At 57.9% G+C, this 13,660-nt stretch carries 13 protein-coding genes; 6 read left to right on the top strand and 7 right to left on the bottom strand.

Going from position 1 to position 13,660, the window contains the following annotated elements; all coding sequences use genetic code 11:
* Nucleotides 1-10 precede the first annotated feature (10 nt).
* Both ydcS and KOSB73_RS15545 read right to left on the bottom strand, forming a co-directional pair.
* Nucleotides 11-1,156 (bottom strand): putative ABC transporter substrate-binding protein YdcS, encoded by a 1,146-nt coding sequence (gene ydcS, locus KOSB73_RS15550; protein WP_024358269.1) that lies wholly within the window; start codon nt 1,154-1,156, stop codon nt 11-13.
* A 365-nt stretch (nt 1,157-1,521) separates the two neighbouring features.
* On the bottom strand, nt 1,522-2,934 hold the full coding sequence (locus KOSB73_RS15545; protein WP_049087246.1) for an aminotransferase-like domain-containing protein: 1,413 nt from the start codon (nt 2,932-2,934) through the stop codon (nt 1,522-1,524).
* A 326-nt stretch (nt 2,935-3,260) separates the two neighbouring features.
* Between KOSB73_RS15545 and KOSB73_RS15540 the strand changes: the two genes are divergently transcribed.
* From KOSB73_RS15540 to KOSB73_RS15525, 4 genes are all read left to right on the top strand, one after another.
* Nucleotides 3,261-4,658 (top strand): cytochrome ubiquinol oxidase subunit I, encoded by a 1,398-nt coding sequence (locus KOSB73_RS15540; protein WP_024358271.1) that lies wholly within the window; start codon nt 3,261-3,263, stop codon nt 4,656-4,658.
* Nucleotides 4,658-5,668 carry a cytochrome d ubiquinol oxidase subunit II gene (gene cydB / locus KOSB73_RS15535; RefSeq protein ID WP_064410641.1) on the top strand — a complete coding sequence of 337 codons (1,011 nt, stop codon included), beginning with the start codon at nt 4,658-4,660 and terminating at the stop codon, nt 5,666-5,668. Before KOSB73_RS15540 ends, cydB begins: the two co-directional genes overlap by 1 nt.
* The gene (locus KOSB73_RS15530; RefSeq protein WP_064510575.1) at nt 5,668-5,793 is read left to right on the top strand and encodes a DUF2474 domain-containing protein; all 126 of its coding nucleotides are present in this window, start codon (nt 5,668-5,670) and stop codon (nt 5,791-5,793) included. Before cydB ends, KOSB73_RS15530 begins: the two co-directional genes overlap by 1 nt.
* A 168-nt stretch (nt 5,794-5,961) precedes the next feature.
* Nucleotides 5,962-6,195, top strand: coding sequence for a DUF2554 family protein (locus KOSB73_RS15525; protein WP_004138937.1), 234 nt, complete (start codon nt 5,962-5,964; stop codon nt 6,193-6,195).
* A gap of 11 nt (nt 6,196-6,206) precedes the next feature.
* Here KOSB73_RS15525 and KOSB73_RS15520 read toward each other — a convergent pair whose 3' ends face one another.
* The 3 genes from KOSB73_RS15520 to KOSB73_RS15510 form a co-directional block, all read right to left on the bottom strand.
* The gene (locus KOSB73_RS15520) at nt 6,207-8,171 is read right to left on the bottom strand and encodes a peptidase U32 family protein (RefSeq protein ID WP_064342612.1); all 1,965 of its coding nucleotides are present in this window, start codon (nt 8,169-8,171) and stop codon (nt 6,207-6,209) included.
* A gap of 248 nt (nt 8,172-8,419) precedes the next feature.
* The gene (locus KOSB73_RS15515; protein ID WP_049085274.1) at nt 8,420-8,956 is read right to left on the bottom strand and encodes a helix-turn-helix domain-containing protein; all 537 of its coding nucleotides are present in this window, start codon (nt 8,954-8,956) and stop codon (nt 8,420-8,422) included.
* Between the two features lie 94 nt (nt 8,957-9,050).
* On the bottom strand, nt 9,051-9,476 hold the full coding sequence (locus KOSB73_RS15510) for a GNAT family N-acetyltransferase (protein WP_004138943.1): 426 nt from the start codon (nt 9,474-9,476) through the stop codon (nt 9,051-9,053).
* A gap of 192 nt (nt 9,477-9,668) precedes the next feature.
* Between KOSB73_RS15510 and KOSB73_RS15505 the strand changes: the two genes are divergently transcribed.
* Complete coding sequence (locus tag KOSB73_RS15505; RefSeq protein WP_098140657.1) at nt 9,669-10,835, top strand: benzoate/H(+) symporter BenE family transporter; 1,167 nt, start codon at nt 9,669-9,671, stop codon at nt 10,833-10,835.
* Here the strand turns inward: KOSB73_RS15505 and KOSB73_RS15500 are convergent.
* Nucleotides 10,815-11,681, bottom strand: coding sequence for a helix-turn-helix domain-containing protein (locus KOSB73_RS15500; protein WP_024358275.1), 867 nt, complete (start codon nt 11,679-11,681; stop codon nt 10,815-10,817). The two genes, KOSB73_RS15505 and KOSB73_RS15500, sit on opposite strands and share 21 nt — an antisense overlap.
* 183 nt (nt 11,682-11,864) lie before the next feature.
* On the opposite strand from KOSB73_RS15500, the gene KOSB73_RS15495 reads away from it, so the two are divergent.
* Entirely contained in the window at nt 11,865-12,773 is a 909-nt protein-coding gene (locus tag KOSB73_RS15495; RefSeq protein ID WP_098140656.1) for a DMT family transporter, read from the top strand.
* An 88-nt stretch (nt 12,774-12,861) separates the two neighbouring features.
* Here the strand turns inward: KOSB73_RS15495 and KOSB73_RS15490 are convergent, their stop codons facing one another.
* Nucleotides 12,862-13,530 carry a DUF3313 domain-containing protein gene (locus KOSB73_RS15490; RefSeq protein ID WP_024358276.1) on the bottom strand — a complete coding sequence of 223 codons (669 nt, stop codon included), beginning with the start codon at nt 13,528-13,530 and terminating at the stop codon, nt 12,862-12,864.
* Between the last annotated feature and the right edge of the window lie 130 nt (nt 13,531-13,660).

Below are 13,660 nucleotides of genomic sequence, written 5' to 3'. Positions count from 1 at the left end.
CTCCGGCCACTTAACGACCGCCCATAATCGCGATGTAATCCTGGGTCCAGCGGCTGTAGGGCACGAATTTCCCGCCTTCCGCGACCGGCGTTTTCCAGAACGCGATTTTGGTGAACTCGTTGTAGCCGTTGGTCTCGCAGCCCTTATCACCCAGTAGCGTACTGGCTTTACACCCTGCTGGAACCACCGGCAGCGAACCAAACCAGGCGGCGACATCGCCCTGGACTTTCGGCGTCAGCGACCAGTTCATCCATTTATAGGCGCAGACCGGATGTTTGGCGTCGCTATGCAGCATGGTGGTATCCGCCCAGCCGGTGACGCCCTCTTTCGGGAAAACGGTGGCAATCGGCTGGCCTTCCGCTTTCAGGCCGTTGGCCTGATACGGCCAGGCGCTTGAGGCCACGACGCCTTCGTTTTTAAAATCACTCATCTGTACGGTGGTATCGTGCCAGTAGCGATGAATCAGGGCGTGCTGATCGCGCAGAACTTTGAGTACCGCCTGATATTGCGCTTCAGTGAGCTGATAGGGATCGGTGATGCCGAGCTGCGGCTGAGTGGCTTTGACAAACAGCGCAGCGTCGGCAATATAGATCGGCCCGTCATAGGCCTGCACCCGGCCCAGGTTGGTTTTGCCGTCCGGCAGGTTTTGTTTGACGAACACCGCGCTCCAGCTATCCGGCGGCGTCGGGAAGGTTTTCGTGTTGTACATCAGCAGGTTCGGCCCCCACTGGTACGGAGTGCCGTAAACCTTACCGTTGACGTTGAACCACGCGCCTTTTTCCACCCGCGGGTCGAGGGACTTCCAGTTGGCGATCAGCGCGGTGTTAATCGGCTGTACGCGTTTGCCCATAATCAGGCGCAACGAAGCGTCGCCGGAGGCGGTGACCAGGTCATAACCGCCTTTCGCCATCAGGCTGACCATCTCGTCGGATGTGGCGGCGGTTTTAACATTGACCTGACAGCCTGACTCTTTTTCAAACTGGCTGACCCAGTCGTAGCTTTTATCGGTCTGTCCCCGTTCGATGTATCCCGGCCAGGCGATAATATCGAGACGGCCTTCGCCTTTATCGAGAGAAGTCGGCGGCTCGGCGGCCTGCGCCGTCAGGAAAACCATACCCAGCACGCATAGGCTGCCACGGGCAATTTTATTGCTCATCGGGTCTTACTCCTGTCACAAGAAAATGAGCGGCAGCCGTGCCGTAAAAATATCTCCCTTAATAACAGTAGACGGCGCGCTATGGCCCCCCGGGGAAATTTATTCAGGTTGTGACAAGGGGCGCATTACGCAAAAAACGAGATTCACGCGATAACTTTATGGATTATAGACAAGGAGTTAGCGAGATAATACGACTATGCAAATTTCCTATGGCTCGTGCCGGTAAAATAATAACCGGCATGATACCTGAGAGCCTTCCGTGGCTTATTTTTCGGCAGCGGATAATTGCCGGATATAAACAGAACCGCAGCGTGGTGCCCTCCCTTTTAACCGCTGCCGCGCATGCCTGACGGGCGCAGTTTTAGTCAGGTCAGCATCTCGCGAATCAGTTCGCCCAGCCGTTTAACCCCCTGTTCTTCTTTTTCGCCCCAGCCCCAGGCGGTATTAAAGCGGAAAAATGCGGTCCAACTGGCGGTGGTGGAAAACATTTTCCCCGGCGCAATGCTGATGTTATACGCCAGCGCGCGGGCGCTCAGCTCCCCCGCATCGCTCCCGGCGGGGAGCTCAAGCCAGAGAAAATAGCCGCTATCGCTATGATGAATTTTCACCTCTGCCGGAAGATGACGCAGCAGCGCCTGCCAGGCCAGCTGCTTGCGCTCGGCAAGCTGGCGGCGCAAACGCCGCAAATGGGCGTCATAGCGCTTGGTCGAGAGGTAATCCACCAGCGCCAGCTGCATTGGCGAACTGGTAGAGAGGGTGCTCATCAGCTGTAGCTGCTGAATACGTCGGGCGTGCTTACCCGCCGCCACCCAGCCGATACGGAATCCGGGGACCAGACATTTGGAGAAGGAGCTGCAGTGCAGCGTCATATCGTCGCGATCCCAGTACTTTGCCGGCAGCGGTTTCTCACGGCCAAAGTAGAGCTCGCTGTACACATCATCTTCAATCAGCATCACGTTATAGCGCGCCAGCAGCGCCACCAGCCGCGCTTTTTTCCCCGCGCTGAGGGTAAAACCGAGCGGGTTTTGCCCGTTGGTCATCAGCCAGCAGGCTTTAACCGGATAGTTCTGCAATGCCTGCTCCAGCGCGTCGAGATCAATCCCCTCTTTGACGTCGGTCGCCACCGACAGCGCCTTGAGGCGCAGCCTCTCCAGCGCCTGCAGCGCCCCGTAGAAGCAGGGGTTTTCCACCACCACCCAATCGCCGGGTTCGGTGACGGCCTGCAGGCTAAGGTTTAACGCCTCCAGCGCCCCGGCGGTAATGACGATTTCATCCGGCGAGATATTCATTCCCTGCAGCGCGTAGCGTCGGGCAATGGCGTGGCGAAGTTCATCATTCCCCGGCGGCAGATTTTCAATCACGCTCATGGCGGTAGCGGTTTTGCTCACCTGCGCCAGCGATCGGTTGAGCTGCGGCAGCGGGAACAGGCGCGGGTCGGGAAACGCGGAGGCAAAGGGCAGCATCGATGCCTGACGGCTGGCCTGCAGCACCTCGAAAATGTAGGTATTGATATCCACCGCCTCATCACGCGTTACCTGCGCAGGCGGCGCGGGCTGACGCGGTTTAGTGGGCTGCGGCGCGACATAATAGCCGGACTGCGGGCGGGCGATGATACGTCCCTGGCTCTCCAGCAGCTGATAGGCGTGGCTGACGGTCATAAAACTCATTCCGCTGCTTACCACCTGTTCGCGCAGCGAGGGCAGCCTGTCGCCGGGTAACCACACCCCAAGCGCGATCTGTTCGGTAATCTGCTGCGCCAGCCGCTGGTACTTTTTCATCAGTCGATCCGTGTTGCGATTCGTAGGGTCAATAATATATCAGATGAGAAATGATGGTGGTTTATAAAAACTGTTATGGTGTGTAGTGAAATAACACATTCCCGGAGGCGGCGCTGACGCGCCTGTCCGGGTTACCGCCCCGCAGATGGTTGCGAGCCCGTAGCCCGGCTAAGCGCAGCGCAGGCCGGGAGAGCGCCATTCTGCGTTTTGCCAAAATGTCATAACAGACCCCAACTGTTATAGGGAAAAACAGCGTTTCTGTTCCTGCAACCCGTTATCAACGAAGCCTAGAATTGCGCTGAATCAATTTTGTTGCGGAGCTCTGCATGTTCGGTCTTGATGCATTTCACCTGGCGCGGATCCAGTTCGCTTTCACCGTGTCATTTCATATTATCTTCCCCGCCATTACCATCGGATTAGCCAGCTACCTGGCGGTACTCGAAGGCTTATGGTTAAAAACGAAAAACCCGACCTGGCGCTCGCTGTACCACTTCTGGTCGAAAATATTCGCCGTCAACTTCGGTATGGGGGTGGTCTCCGGCCTGGTGATGGCCTACCAGTTTGGCACCAACTGGAGCGGGTTCTCCGAGTTTGCCGGGAGCATTACCGGCCCGCTGCTGACCTATGAAGTCCTGACCGCCTTCTTCCTGGAAGCCGGATTCCTCGGCGTCATGCTATTCGGCTGGAACCGCGTCGGGCCGGGCCTGCACTTCTTCGCCACCTGTATGGTCGCGCTGGGGACGATTATCTCCACCTTCTGGATCCTCGCCTCCAACAGCTGGATGCAAACGCCGCAGGGGTTTGAGATCGTCAATGGCCAGGTGGTGCCGGTGGACTGGTTCGCGGTGATCTTTAACCCGTCATTCCCCTACCGCCTGCTGCATATGTCGGTGGCGGCCTTTCTCAGCAGCGCGCTGTTCGTCGGCGCCTCGGCAGCCTGGCACCTGCTGCGGGGCAACAATACGCCCGCCGTTCGCGCGATGTTCTCCATGGCGCTGTGGATGACGCTGATTGTCGCCCCCATTCAGGCCATGATTGGCGATATGCACGGGCTGAATACGCTCAAGCACCAGCCGGCGAAGATCGCGGCGATTGAAGGCCACTGGGAAAATATCCCCGGTGAGCCCACCCCGCTGCTGCTGTTCGGCTGGCCGGATATGCAGCAGGAGCGTACCCGCTATGGTCTGGAAATCCCGGCCCTCGGCAGCCTGATCCTCACCCACAGCCTGGATAAACAGGTGCCCGCGCTGAAGGAGTTCGCCGCGGAAGATCGGCCTAACGCCACCATCGTATTCTGGTCCTTCCGCCTGATGGCCGGGCTAGGGATGCTGATGATCCTGCTCGGTGCGCTGGCGCTATGGCTGCGCTATCGCGGTCGCCTGTATCATTCCAGACCCTTTTTACGCTTTGCGCTGTGGATGGGGCCATCGGGACTTATCGCTATCCTCGCGGGCTGGGTGACCACCGAGGTGGGCCGCCAGCCGTGGGTTGTCTACGGGGTACAACGCACCGCGGATGCCGTCTCGGCGCACGGCGACCTGCATATGTCGATCAGTCTGCTGACGTTTATCGTCGTCTACGGTTCGGTATTCGGCGTCGGCTATAGCTATATGCTGCGTCTGATTCGCAAAGGGCCGCAGGAAGCGCAGCCGCCCGCGTCAGGGACGCCAGCGCGCCCCCTTTCCGCCGCTACCGATCATGCACAGCAGAAGGAGTCCTGGTAATGGGTATCGATTTATCGGTTATTTGGTTTGTGATTATCGTCTTCGCCACCCTGATGTATATCGTGATGGACGGCTTCGATCTGGGCATCGGCATTTTATTTGCTACCACGCGGGACGCTTCCGACCGCGACGTCATGGTGAACAGCGTCGCGCCGGTCTGGGATGGCAACGAGACCTGGCTGGTACTCGGCGGCGCGGGCCTGTTCGGCGCGTTTCCGCTGGCCTATGCGGTGATTATCGACGCGCTGGCGATCCCGCTCACCCTGATGCTGATCGGGCTTATTTTCCGCGGCGTCGCCTTTGAATTCCGCTTTAACGCGACGCCATCGCACCGCCCGTTCTGGGATCGCGCCTTTATGGGCGGGTCGATTCTGGCCACCTTCACCCAGGGGATGGTCGTCGGCGCGGTGATCAACGGCTTCGCGGTCAACGGCCGCAGCTTCAGCGGCGGAATGTTTGACTGGTTGACGCCGTTTACCCTGTTCTGCGGCCTGGGGTTGTGCATTGCCTATGCGCTACTGGGGGCCAGCTGGCTGGTGATGAAGAGCGAGAATGCGCTGCACCACAATATGCGCGTCACCGCGCGCGGTTTGCTGCTGGCGCTGCTGACGGCAATCGTCGCCATCAGTATCTGGACGCCACTGGCGCAGCCGGCCATCGCCGAGCGCTGGTTTAGCTTACCTAACCTGTTCTTCCTGCTGCCGGTGCCGCTGTTGGTCGCGGCGATAAGCGCCTGGCTATGGCGAGCGCTTCACAACAGCGCCAGCCACCTGCTACCGTTCGTTCTTACGCTGGGGCTGATCTTTCTCGGCTTTAGCGGACTGGGGATCAGTATCTGGCCGCATATTATTCCGCCGGGCATTACCCTCTGGCAGGCCGCCGCGCCGCCGCAAAGTCAAGGCTTTATGCTGGTCGGCGCGCTGCTGATTCTGCCGGTGATCCTCGGCTATACCTTCTGGAGCTACTACGTTTTTCGCGGCAAAGTTCAACACGGCGAGGGGTATCACTGATGCAACGAGTATGGCTTAAGCGGACATTATGGATGGTCGCTCTGTGGGGAGGCAGCGTGCTGGCGCTGGCGGCGGTGAGCATGGGATTTCGGCTGCTGATGACGGCCGCCGGATTGAAATCGTGATCGCGCGCGTATCGTTGTGAGTTCGGCCCGACGGCACGCCGTCGGGCTTTTTTTCGCCCTCCGTCAGCTGCCGCTGACAAAGGCTTTTCTCTTCTTTGATAACCGCAGAGATAAACTCAACCCATTCCGGGCATAGTAACCCCATTCGCCGATAGCATGGAAAAAGAGATGTTCAGGAGAAGCGTTTCGACGTTACTGCTGGTGTGCGCCCTGTTTTCCGGGCACGTGCTGGCCCGCAAACAAGGGCACGATTTCTTCCCGGTACAGAGTCTCGAACAGCAGTTACAGCACGAAGCCGATAGCGATGAACTGCGCAGCCAGGCGGAAGAAGCCGCCTCCGACCTGCGCGAACATCACCGCTGGCAGAATGCGCGAAAACCGAAAATGCATCACTACCAGTAGCGATTTCGTTATCAGGCGCCCTTGCGTTTCGGCAGCGTTTTCATCAGCTCATCGGGGCTCACGGACGCCACGATACTGCCCGGCAGCGGCATTTTCAGAATATGATTTTTTATCTTACCGACCACGTGCATTTCGCACGGCCGGCAATCGAACTTCAGCGTCAGCACTTCATCACCGTGGATGAGCTGCATCGGCGTCGCTTTCCAGCTCTTAATCGAGCCTTTGGCCTGTTTCGGACACAGGTTGAAGGCAAAGCGCAGGCAGTGCTTGGTAATCATCACCGGCACATCGCCCTTCTCTTCGTGGGCTTCATAGGCGGCGTCGATCAGCTGTACGCCGTAACGTTGATAAAACTCGCGCGCTTTGTGGTTGTAAACGTTAGCCAGAAACGACAAATGCGTTTCCGGATAGACCGGCGGCGGAACGGAAACCGGCTTGCGGCTGCCGCGCGCCACGGCCTTCAGACGGGCATCATCGAGCATTTCAGCCGTTTCACGGCGCAGCTGGTTCAGCAGGCTGTTTGGTACAAACAGCGCGCCCGGCAGGTTAATCTCGACGTTGCGCGAATAGTAAAGGGTCTGGCCAAGCTTCGCCACGCCATCGCGCAGGTTCGCCAGCGCTTTCTCCGCCTGGGTCGCCTCGGCAAACTCGCCGTCCAGCGTGTGGGTGACGCTGACGCCCTCTTCGCTGGTCATCGTCAGGACCAGCTGCTCCTGCCAGCCGCTCAGCTCGATATCGACGGCGATGCGGCGCTCGCTGGAGGTTTTCAGCAGCGCCTGCTGCCAGTTATGATCGAGGTTGCGGTTTAACGGCTGGTGCGGACGCACTTTGTATAAATCCGCGGGCATCTCGTTCGGCCATACGCGATAGCGATTTTCGCCGGTTTTCTCCACCGTATTGGCGCGAAAGCCGACGATTTCACGTTTAATCATCACGTTCAGGCCATCGCCGTTGGTCAGCGCTTCGCTCACCTCAACGTCGAGAAAATCTTTGCCGACTTTCAGGACTTCACCCACCGGCAGGCCAATAAACTTCGGTGAATCAAAAGCCCCAATGTCGCCTTTGCGCGCATTGACAAAATAGTCGGTGCTGCCGCGATGGAAGGTCTTGTCCGTCGACGGGACAAAGAAGTGTTCGGTCCGCCCCGACGAGGCGCGGGCCAGGTCGCCGCGATCGTCAATAATGGCGTCGAGCATCTGGCGATAGTGCGCGGTGATGTTCTTCACATAGCTCATATCTTTGTAGCGGCCTTCAATCTTGAAGGAGCGCACCCCGGCATCGATCAGCGCGGCCAGGTTGGCGGTCTGATCGTTGTCCTTCATCGACAGCAGATGCTTTTCGTACGCCACCACGCGGCCCTGGTCATCTTTCAGGGTATAGGGCAGACGGCAGGCCTGCGAGCAGTCGCCGCGGTTGGCGCTGCGCCCGGTCTGGGCATGGGAAATATTGCACTGCCCGGAATAGGCCACGCACAGCGCGCCGTGGATAAAGAATTCAATGGTCGCGTCGGTATTATCGTAAATCGCTTTGATCTGCTGAAGATTCAGCTCGCGGGCAAGCACGATTTGGCTGAAGCCGACGTCAGAGAGAAACTTCGCTTTCTCGACGCTGCGGATATCGCACTGGGTGCTGGCGTGCAGCTCTATCGGCGGAATATCCAGCTCCATCACCCCCATGTCCTGGACAATCAGCGCGTCCACGCCGGTTTCATACAGGTCGGTTATCAGGCGCTGCGCCGGTTCCAGTTCATCATCATGAAGAATAGTGTTCAGGGTCACGAACACTTTCGCGCCGTAGCGATGGGCAAACGGTACCAGGTCGGCGATATCGCTCAGGCTATTGCTGGCGTTGTGGCGCGCGCCAAAGCCCGGCCCGCCGATATAGACCGCATCCGCGCCGTGTAAAATCGCTTCACGGGCGATCCCGGCATCGCGGGCGGGACTCAGTAGTTCAAGATGATGGTTTTGCAGGCGCATACGCTCGTCGTTATCCATTATAGGGGGTCGAAATGGCGGCTATTGTAGTCAGAACTGGGCACAGACCAAAACATTTTCCATCGCCGCGGCGGGAGGAATTTTCAGTTTTTAGCAAAGCATTGAAGGAAAAGATATTTCCCAGAAAAAGCGCCTGAGGATAGAGTCATCACGTATTCCGGATTTTCCTCGTCACGTTGTGATTTGCTGTCTCAGTCATTTGCCTGGCCGCGAGTTTGCTCGCGGCTTTTTTATTTCTCTTTCGGATAGTGGATCAGCGAATGGAAATGGGCGGTCTGCGCCCCGCTATTGCGATAGGCGTGCGCTAAATCGCCGGCGAAGCGCCGCCCTTCACCGGGCTGCAGCGTCAGCCACGCCCCCTGCAGGCAAAGATCCAGCACGCCGCTAATCACCACCACATGTTCGATAACCCCTTGCTCATGCGGCGTTGACTCGCTCAGCGCGCCGGGGGCAAGGGTAATGGAGAAGTGGTCGAAACGCAGCACCGGGTCCCACGGGAAGAGCGGCGTCACCACCATGGCCTGCTGCTGGGGATCAAAAGCCGTCGGTTCGACGGCGTCATCGGCAACGATAAAGGCGGAAAACGGCACGTTAAGCCCGGTGGCGATTTTCCATAACGTCGCCACCGTCGGACTCGATTCGTTGCGTTCAATCTGGCCCAGCATCGCCTTCGACACGCCGGTCTCTTCCGCCAGGCGCGACAGGCTCCAGCCGCGCAGCTGACGCTGCGTTTTTAACGTTGCCGACAGGTGTTGCGCAATATCCATTCAACCTCCCAATCATCTCTGCGGGAATTATACGCGCATTCGTCTGATTCTACAGGGGCTAACCGAGTAGGCGTTTTCACAACCCTTCTGGCTTTCATGAGATAAGCGATTTTAAAAAGCGTTTTCTGACTTCTTTATAGCCGTTGTTCTGATAAAACTTATGCGCCTGTTCTCGTCGTTCGCTGCTGGAGAGTTCAATTTGGCTACAACCGCTGGCGGCAGCGATCCGTTCGGCTTCAGCCAGTAATATTCGCCCCACTCCCATGCCCCGGCACGACTCATCAATCACCAGCGCCGAAATTAGCCCCCAGCGTCCTTTTTCATGCATCGGTTCAATCAGGTTCACCACAATCACCCCGGATAAGCGTTCTTTTACCTCGGCAATCAACGCGTAGCGGCAGGGATTATATTCCCGTAATGAGGATTGCAGGTTGTCTAAATCTACTGAATAGCCGAGCTGTTGAAAAAGCACGAGCAGGCCGGGCGCATCGACCTCCTTCGCTGTTCTGGTCGTAACCATGGTGGCTTGTTTCCCTGGTGATTGATTTGCAGAGATATCTATTGCGTTTCGCTCGGTAATGTCAAGATCGGATAGCCTCGCTTGTTCTGTCCCACCCCGCCGTCCCCAGCGCAGAACCCAAACAAAGCCGGTTGTGCGCTATAGCGCACAATGCTAAATTATATCGACCGTTATAACGCACAAGGCACAACCATGCGCTCTTTTACTCTCCCTTTCCCGACCCTGCTGGCCGGCTTCGTTGCCGTACTGGTCGGCTACGCCAGCTCCGCGGCGATCATCTGGCAGGCCGCGGCGGCGGCGGGCGCCGATGCTTCGCAAATCGCGGGCTGGATGACCGCCTTAGGCCTGGGGATGGGCGTCAGTACGCTGGCGCTCACCCTGTGGCGGAAGGTGCCCATCCTGACCGCGTGGTCGACGCCAGGCGCCGCGCTGCTGGTCACCGGCCTGCAGGGGGTCACACTCTCCCAGGCGGTTGGCGTCTTTATTTTTGCCAACGCCTTAATCGTGCTTTGCGGCGTCACCGGCATCTTTGCCAGGCTAATGAAAATCATCCCTCATTCGCTGGCGGCGGCGATGCTGGCCGGGATTTTGCTGCGCTTCGGCATGCAGGCTTTCGCCAGCCTGCAGGGAAATTTGCTGCTCTGCGGCAGTATGTTCGCCGTCTGGTTGCTGTGCAAAGTCTGGCTTCCCCGCTTCGCGGTGGTGGCCGCCCTGCTGGCAGGCGGCGCGGTAGCCGGGTTTAGCGGAGAAGTGACAACGTCACAAATAGCTTTCAGCTTCGTCGCTCCGTCCTGGATTGCGCCTGAATTTACGCCAGCGCTGTTGCTCAGCGTCGGCGTGCCGTTTTTCCTCGTCACCATGGCGTCGCAAAACGCCCCCGGATTCGCCACCCTTCAGGCCTCGGGCTACCGGGTCCCGGTTTCGCCGCTGATTGTCGCCACCGGCGGCCTGGCGCTGCTGCTGTCGCCCTTTGGCGTCTACTCGATCTGCATCGCCGCGATAACGGCTGCGATTTGCCAGAGCCCGGAAGCCCATCCGTACCCGCAAAAGCGCTGGCTCGCGGCAGCGGCGGCGGGCGTTTTTTACCTGTTGGCGGGGATATTTGGCGGCTCTATCACCTCGCTGATGTCGGCGCTGCCAATGGCGTGGATCCAGATGCTTGCCGGGCTGGCGCTGCTCGGTACCATCAGCGGCAGTCTGTTTCAGGCGTTGAATCAGGAGAGTGAGCGCGATGCGGCGGTGGTGACTTTTCTGGTCACCGCCAGCGGCGTGACGCTGGGCGGTGTCGGTTCTGCATTTTGGGGACTGGTTCTCGGCGGCGTCAGCTACGTTTTGCTCTCAACGCTGCGCCGCGCGTAGCTGCGATGGCGTCAGGCCGGTGGCGCTTTTCACCCGGTGACTAAAGTGGCTGGCCGTACTAAACCCGCAGGCCATCGCAATATCGGTTAACGACATCTGGCTGCAGTAAATCAACTCCTGCGCTTTCACCATCCGGCGCTGCATCACGTACTGATGCGGCGCCATCTTCATCGACTGGCGAAACATCCGCGCAAAATGGTATTCGCTCAGCGCCGCTTCCTGCGCCAGATCGGCGAGGGTGAGCGGCCGATCCAGATGCTCCTCAATCCATGCCAGCAGATTGCGCAAGACGTGCGGCGCCAGCCCGCCGGTCACCGTCGGTAGACGCCACTGGACGTTCGAATAGTGCTGAATCAGGTGAGTGAGCAGCAGCGTGCTGGCCGAACTCAACGTCAGCTGATTCGCCTGCTGCTGCCAGTCGTTGTCGAGAAGAAACTGGCGATAGACAGCGGTGATTTTGTCATCGCTGGAGAACGTTTTTTCCTGCAGCGTGAACGAGGCCGGGCTGCGATCCCAAATCTGCTCGCCTACCCGGCGCAGGTGTTCATCGGTGCAGTAAAGATGTACAAAAGAGAGATCGCCGCGGATATCCCAGGTGCTCTCATCGCCTTTTGGCATCAAGCAGAAACGGTCCGGCCCGCCGCCGTTTTTCCAGCCGTGGGGCGTTTTTTGGTAACTTTCGTAGCCATCGGCAATATACAGACTCAGGGTATGGTGGTCGCTTTGTACCGTAATAGTATCAAGATTGTTATACCATGCCGCCAGCTGAATACCGGAGTTGAGCTTCACCGTCTCGCGCAGCACGGCATTTTTTTGACGCAATGTTTCGAAAGTCCCGTAAGCCATAGCCCTTCACACTTCTGATTCCGCAGATCTCTAGTCTATGAAGAGTCGCTGGCAGATACCAGCATTCCCCCGCCGCTGGCTAAAAATAAGCGCAAGAATTTGCAAGTCGGCAACAAGCAGATGACAGCGCCGCGCGGTGCCAGGCCGCAGAATGATCGCGACAACACTCACAGGAGAGACATTTTGAACGCATTACTCTACGGGTTGGTCGTGGTTATCTGGGGCACGACATGGATTGCTATCTTTTTACAGCAGGGGCCGGTTGCCGCGCCGGTGTCCATTTTCTGGCGTTTTGCCGTCGCCAGCGTCGCGATGCTGACCATTTTGCTGGTTACCCGCCGCCTGCGCCCGTTGGCCGCGCGCGACCATGTCTTCTGTCTGCTGCAGGGCTGCTGCGTCTTCTGTTTTAATTTCTGGTGTTTCTATACCGCCGCCGCGTATATCAATACCGGCCTTGAGTCGGTGATCTTCTCTATGGCGGTGCTGTTTAACGCGATCAACAGCTTTCTCTTCTATCGCCAGCAGCCTCCTGGCCGTTTCTGGCTGGCCGCCGCGCTGGGCCTGGCGGGGATCGTGACGCTATTCTGGGATGATTTATGGGCCAGCGGCCTGAACGCCTCGCTGCTGCTGGGTATCGCCCTCAGCGCGCTGGGAACCTATGGCTTTTCACTCGGCAATATGCTCAGCATCCGCCACCAGCGCCGCGGCCTGGAGACCTTGACCACCAACAGCTGGGCCATGCTTTACGGCACCCTGGTCATGGGCGCTATCGCCCTGATACGCGGTGATAACTTTGCCCCGCAGTGGACGCTGAGCTATATGGGAGCGCTACTGTATCTGGCCGTTTTTGGCTCGGTGATAGCTTTTGGCGCCTACTTCACCCTGGTGGGGCGCATCGGCGCAGGGAAAGCGGCATACAGCACCCTGCTGTTTCCGCTCGTCGCCCTGACGATTTCCACCTTTTATGAAGGCTACGTCTGGCATAGTAACGCCGTGGCCGGGCTGGCGCTGATCCTGGTGGGAAATCTGGTGATGTTTGCGCGTCCGGAGCAGTGGCTGCTACATCGCAGGCCGGCCCAGGTTCGCTCGTAACGGCGTGGACGCTGCGTTGAGGCTGAGGGTAAGCCAATAAAAAAGGCGCTATCAACGAATAGCGCCTTTACTTGACGACGACCCTTGCTTAGCGGTTATTCGGATCGAATTTCACCGCGTCAATCGCCATATCGTCAATCACCTGCTTCAGCGTCTCGACGGTGAGCGGCGTATTTTCGTTGGACAAGTTTTTACCTTCGCCTTTACGGACCACTTTGATGACCGGCTTTTTGGTCGCCGCATCAATCAGTTCACCTTCGAAGTACAGGTTGGTATCCATAGTACGGTGACCGGTAGCCGCCTGGGTACCGGCGATAATCATCGCGACCGGGATCACTTCGTAGAACTGCAGGCCTTCTTTGCTGGAATCCACGCCGGTGATGGCGCCGCGGAAGATCAGGCTGCGCTTACCTGCGGTGGTGGCCAGCGGTTTACGCTCGGAAATCGCCTGTTTCATCTCTTTATTGGTGTAATTCAGGATGTCGCTGAGCGCCTTCTCGCCCACCTGAGTGGTCGGTTTCGGTACCGGGTAGTAGGTGATTGGATTATAAACAACGTTGTCATAGTTGCTCGGATTGTAATCCGGAGAAATCCAGCGCAGTTCCGGTTTGCCGGACGCCGAGGTGGTTTCTTTTAAGTTAGAGTAATCTTTTAAAAATCCCGAATATTGTTCCGGCTTAGCGATTTTTGATGAGCAGCCGGCCAATGCTAACAGGCCAGCGAGCGCGGCGACTTTAAAAAATAACTGAGTTCGCATATAGGTTAATCCCTGTGAATACCATTTTTGGTAAGAGTTATAGCAAATAACAGGGGTAAGTTTTGTGGCAAAAGTGGTGCTACGTCAAGTAGCACAATAAAATAAACCCGCCGTTGCTGGCGGGTTGTCT

This window comes from Klebsiella grimontii (genome assembly GCF_900200035.1).
Lineage (GTDB): Bacteria > Pseudomonadota > Gammaproteobacteria > Enterobacterales > Enterobacteriaceae > Klebsiella > Klebsiella grimontii.
The sequence above is the reverse complement of the archived record's forward strand: the minus strand, read 5'-3'. Positions and strand labels throughout refer to the sequence as shown.

What these genes read in the sequence shown, in the direction of transcription:
- ydcS (WP_024358269.1), bottom strand. Translation starts at nt 1,156, where the DNA reads ATGAGCAATAAAATTGCCCGTGGCAGCCTATGCGTGCTGGGTATGGTT.
- KOSB73_RS15545 (WP_049087246.1), bottom strand. Translation starts at nt 2,934, where the DNA reads ATGAAAAAGTACCAGCGGCTGGCGCAGCAGATTACCGAACAGATCGCG.
- KOSB73_RS15540 (WP_024358271.1), top strand. Translation starts at nt 3,261, where the DNA reads ATGTTCGGTCTTGATGCATTTCACCTGGCGCGGATCCAGTTCGCTTTC.
- cydB (WP_064410641.1), top strand. Translation starts at nt 4,658, where the DNA reads ATGGGTATCGATTTATCGGTTATTTGGTTTGTGATTATCGTCTTCGCC.
- KOSB73_RS15530 (WP_064510575.1), top strand. Translation starts at nt 5,668, where the DNA reads ATGCAACGAGTATGGCTTAAGCGGACATTATGGATGGTCGCTCTGTGG.
- KOSB73_RS15525 (WP_004138937.1), top strand. Translation starts at nt 5,962, where the DNA reads ATGTTCAGGAGAAGCGTTTCGACGTTACTGCTGGTGTGCGCCCTGTTT.
- KOSB73_RS15520 (WP_064342612.1), bottom strand. Translation starts at nt 8,171, where the DNA reads ATGCGCCTGCAAAACCATCATCTTGAACTACTGAGTCCCGCCCGCGAT.
- KOSB73_RS15515 (WP_049085274.1), bottom strand. Translation starts at nt 8,956, where the DNA reads ATGGATATTGCGCAACACCTGTCGGCAACGTTAAAAACGCAGCGTCAG.
- KOSB73_RS15510 (WP_004138943.1), bottom strand. Translation starts at nt 9,476, where the DNA reads ATGGTTACGACCAGAACAGCGAAGGAGGTCGATGCGCCCGGCCTGCTC.
- KOSB73_RS15505 (WP_098140657.1), top strand. Translation starts at nt 9,669, where the DNA reads ATGCGCTCTTTTACTCTCCCTTTCCCGACCCTGCTGGCCGGCTTCGTT.
- KOSB73_RS15500 (WP_024358275.1), bottom strand. Translation starts at nt 11,681, where the DNA reads ATGGCTTACGGGACTTTCGAAACATTGCGTCAAAAAAATGCCGTGCTG.
- KOSB73_RS15490 (WP_024358276.1), bottom strand. Translation starts at nt 13,530, where the DNA reads ATGCGAACTCAGTTATTTTTTAAAGTCGCCGCGCTCGCTGGCCTGTTA.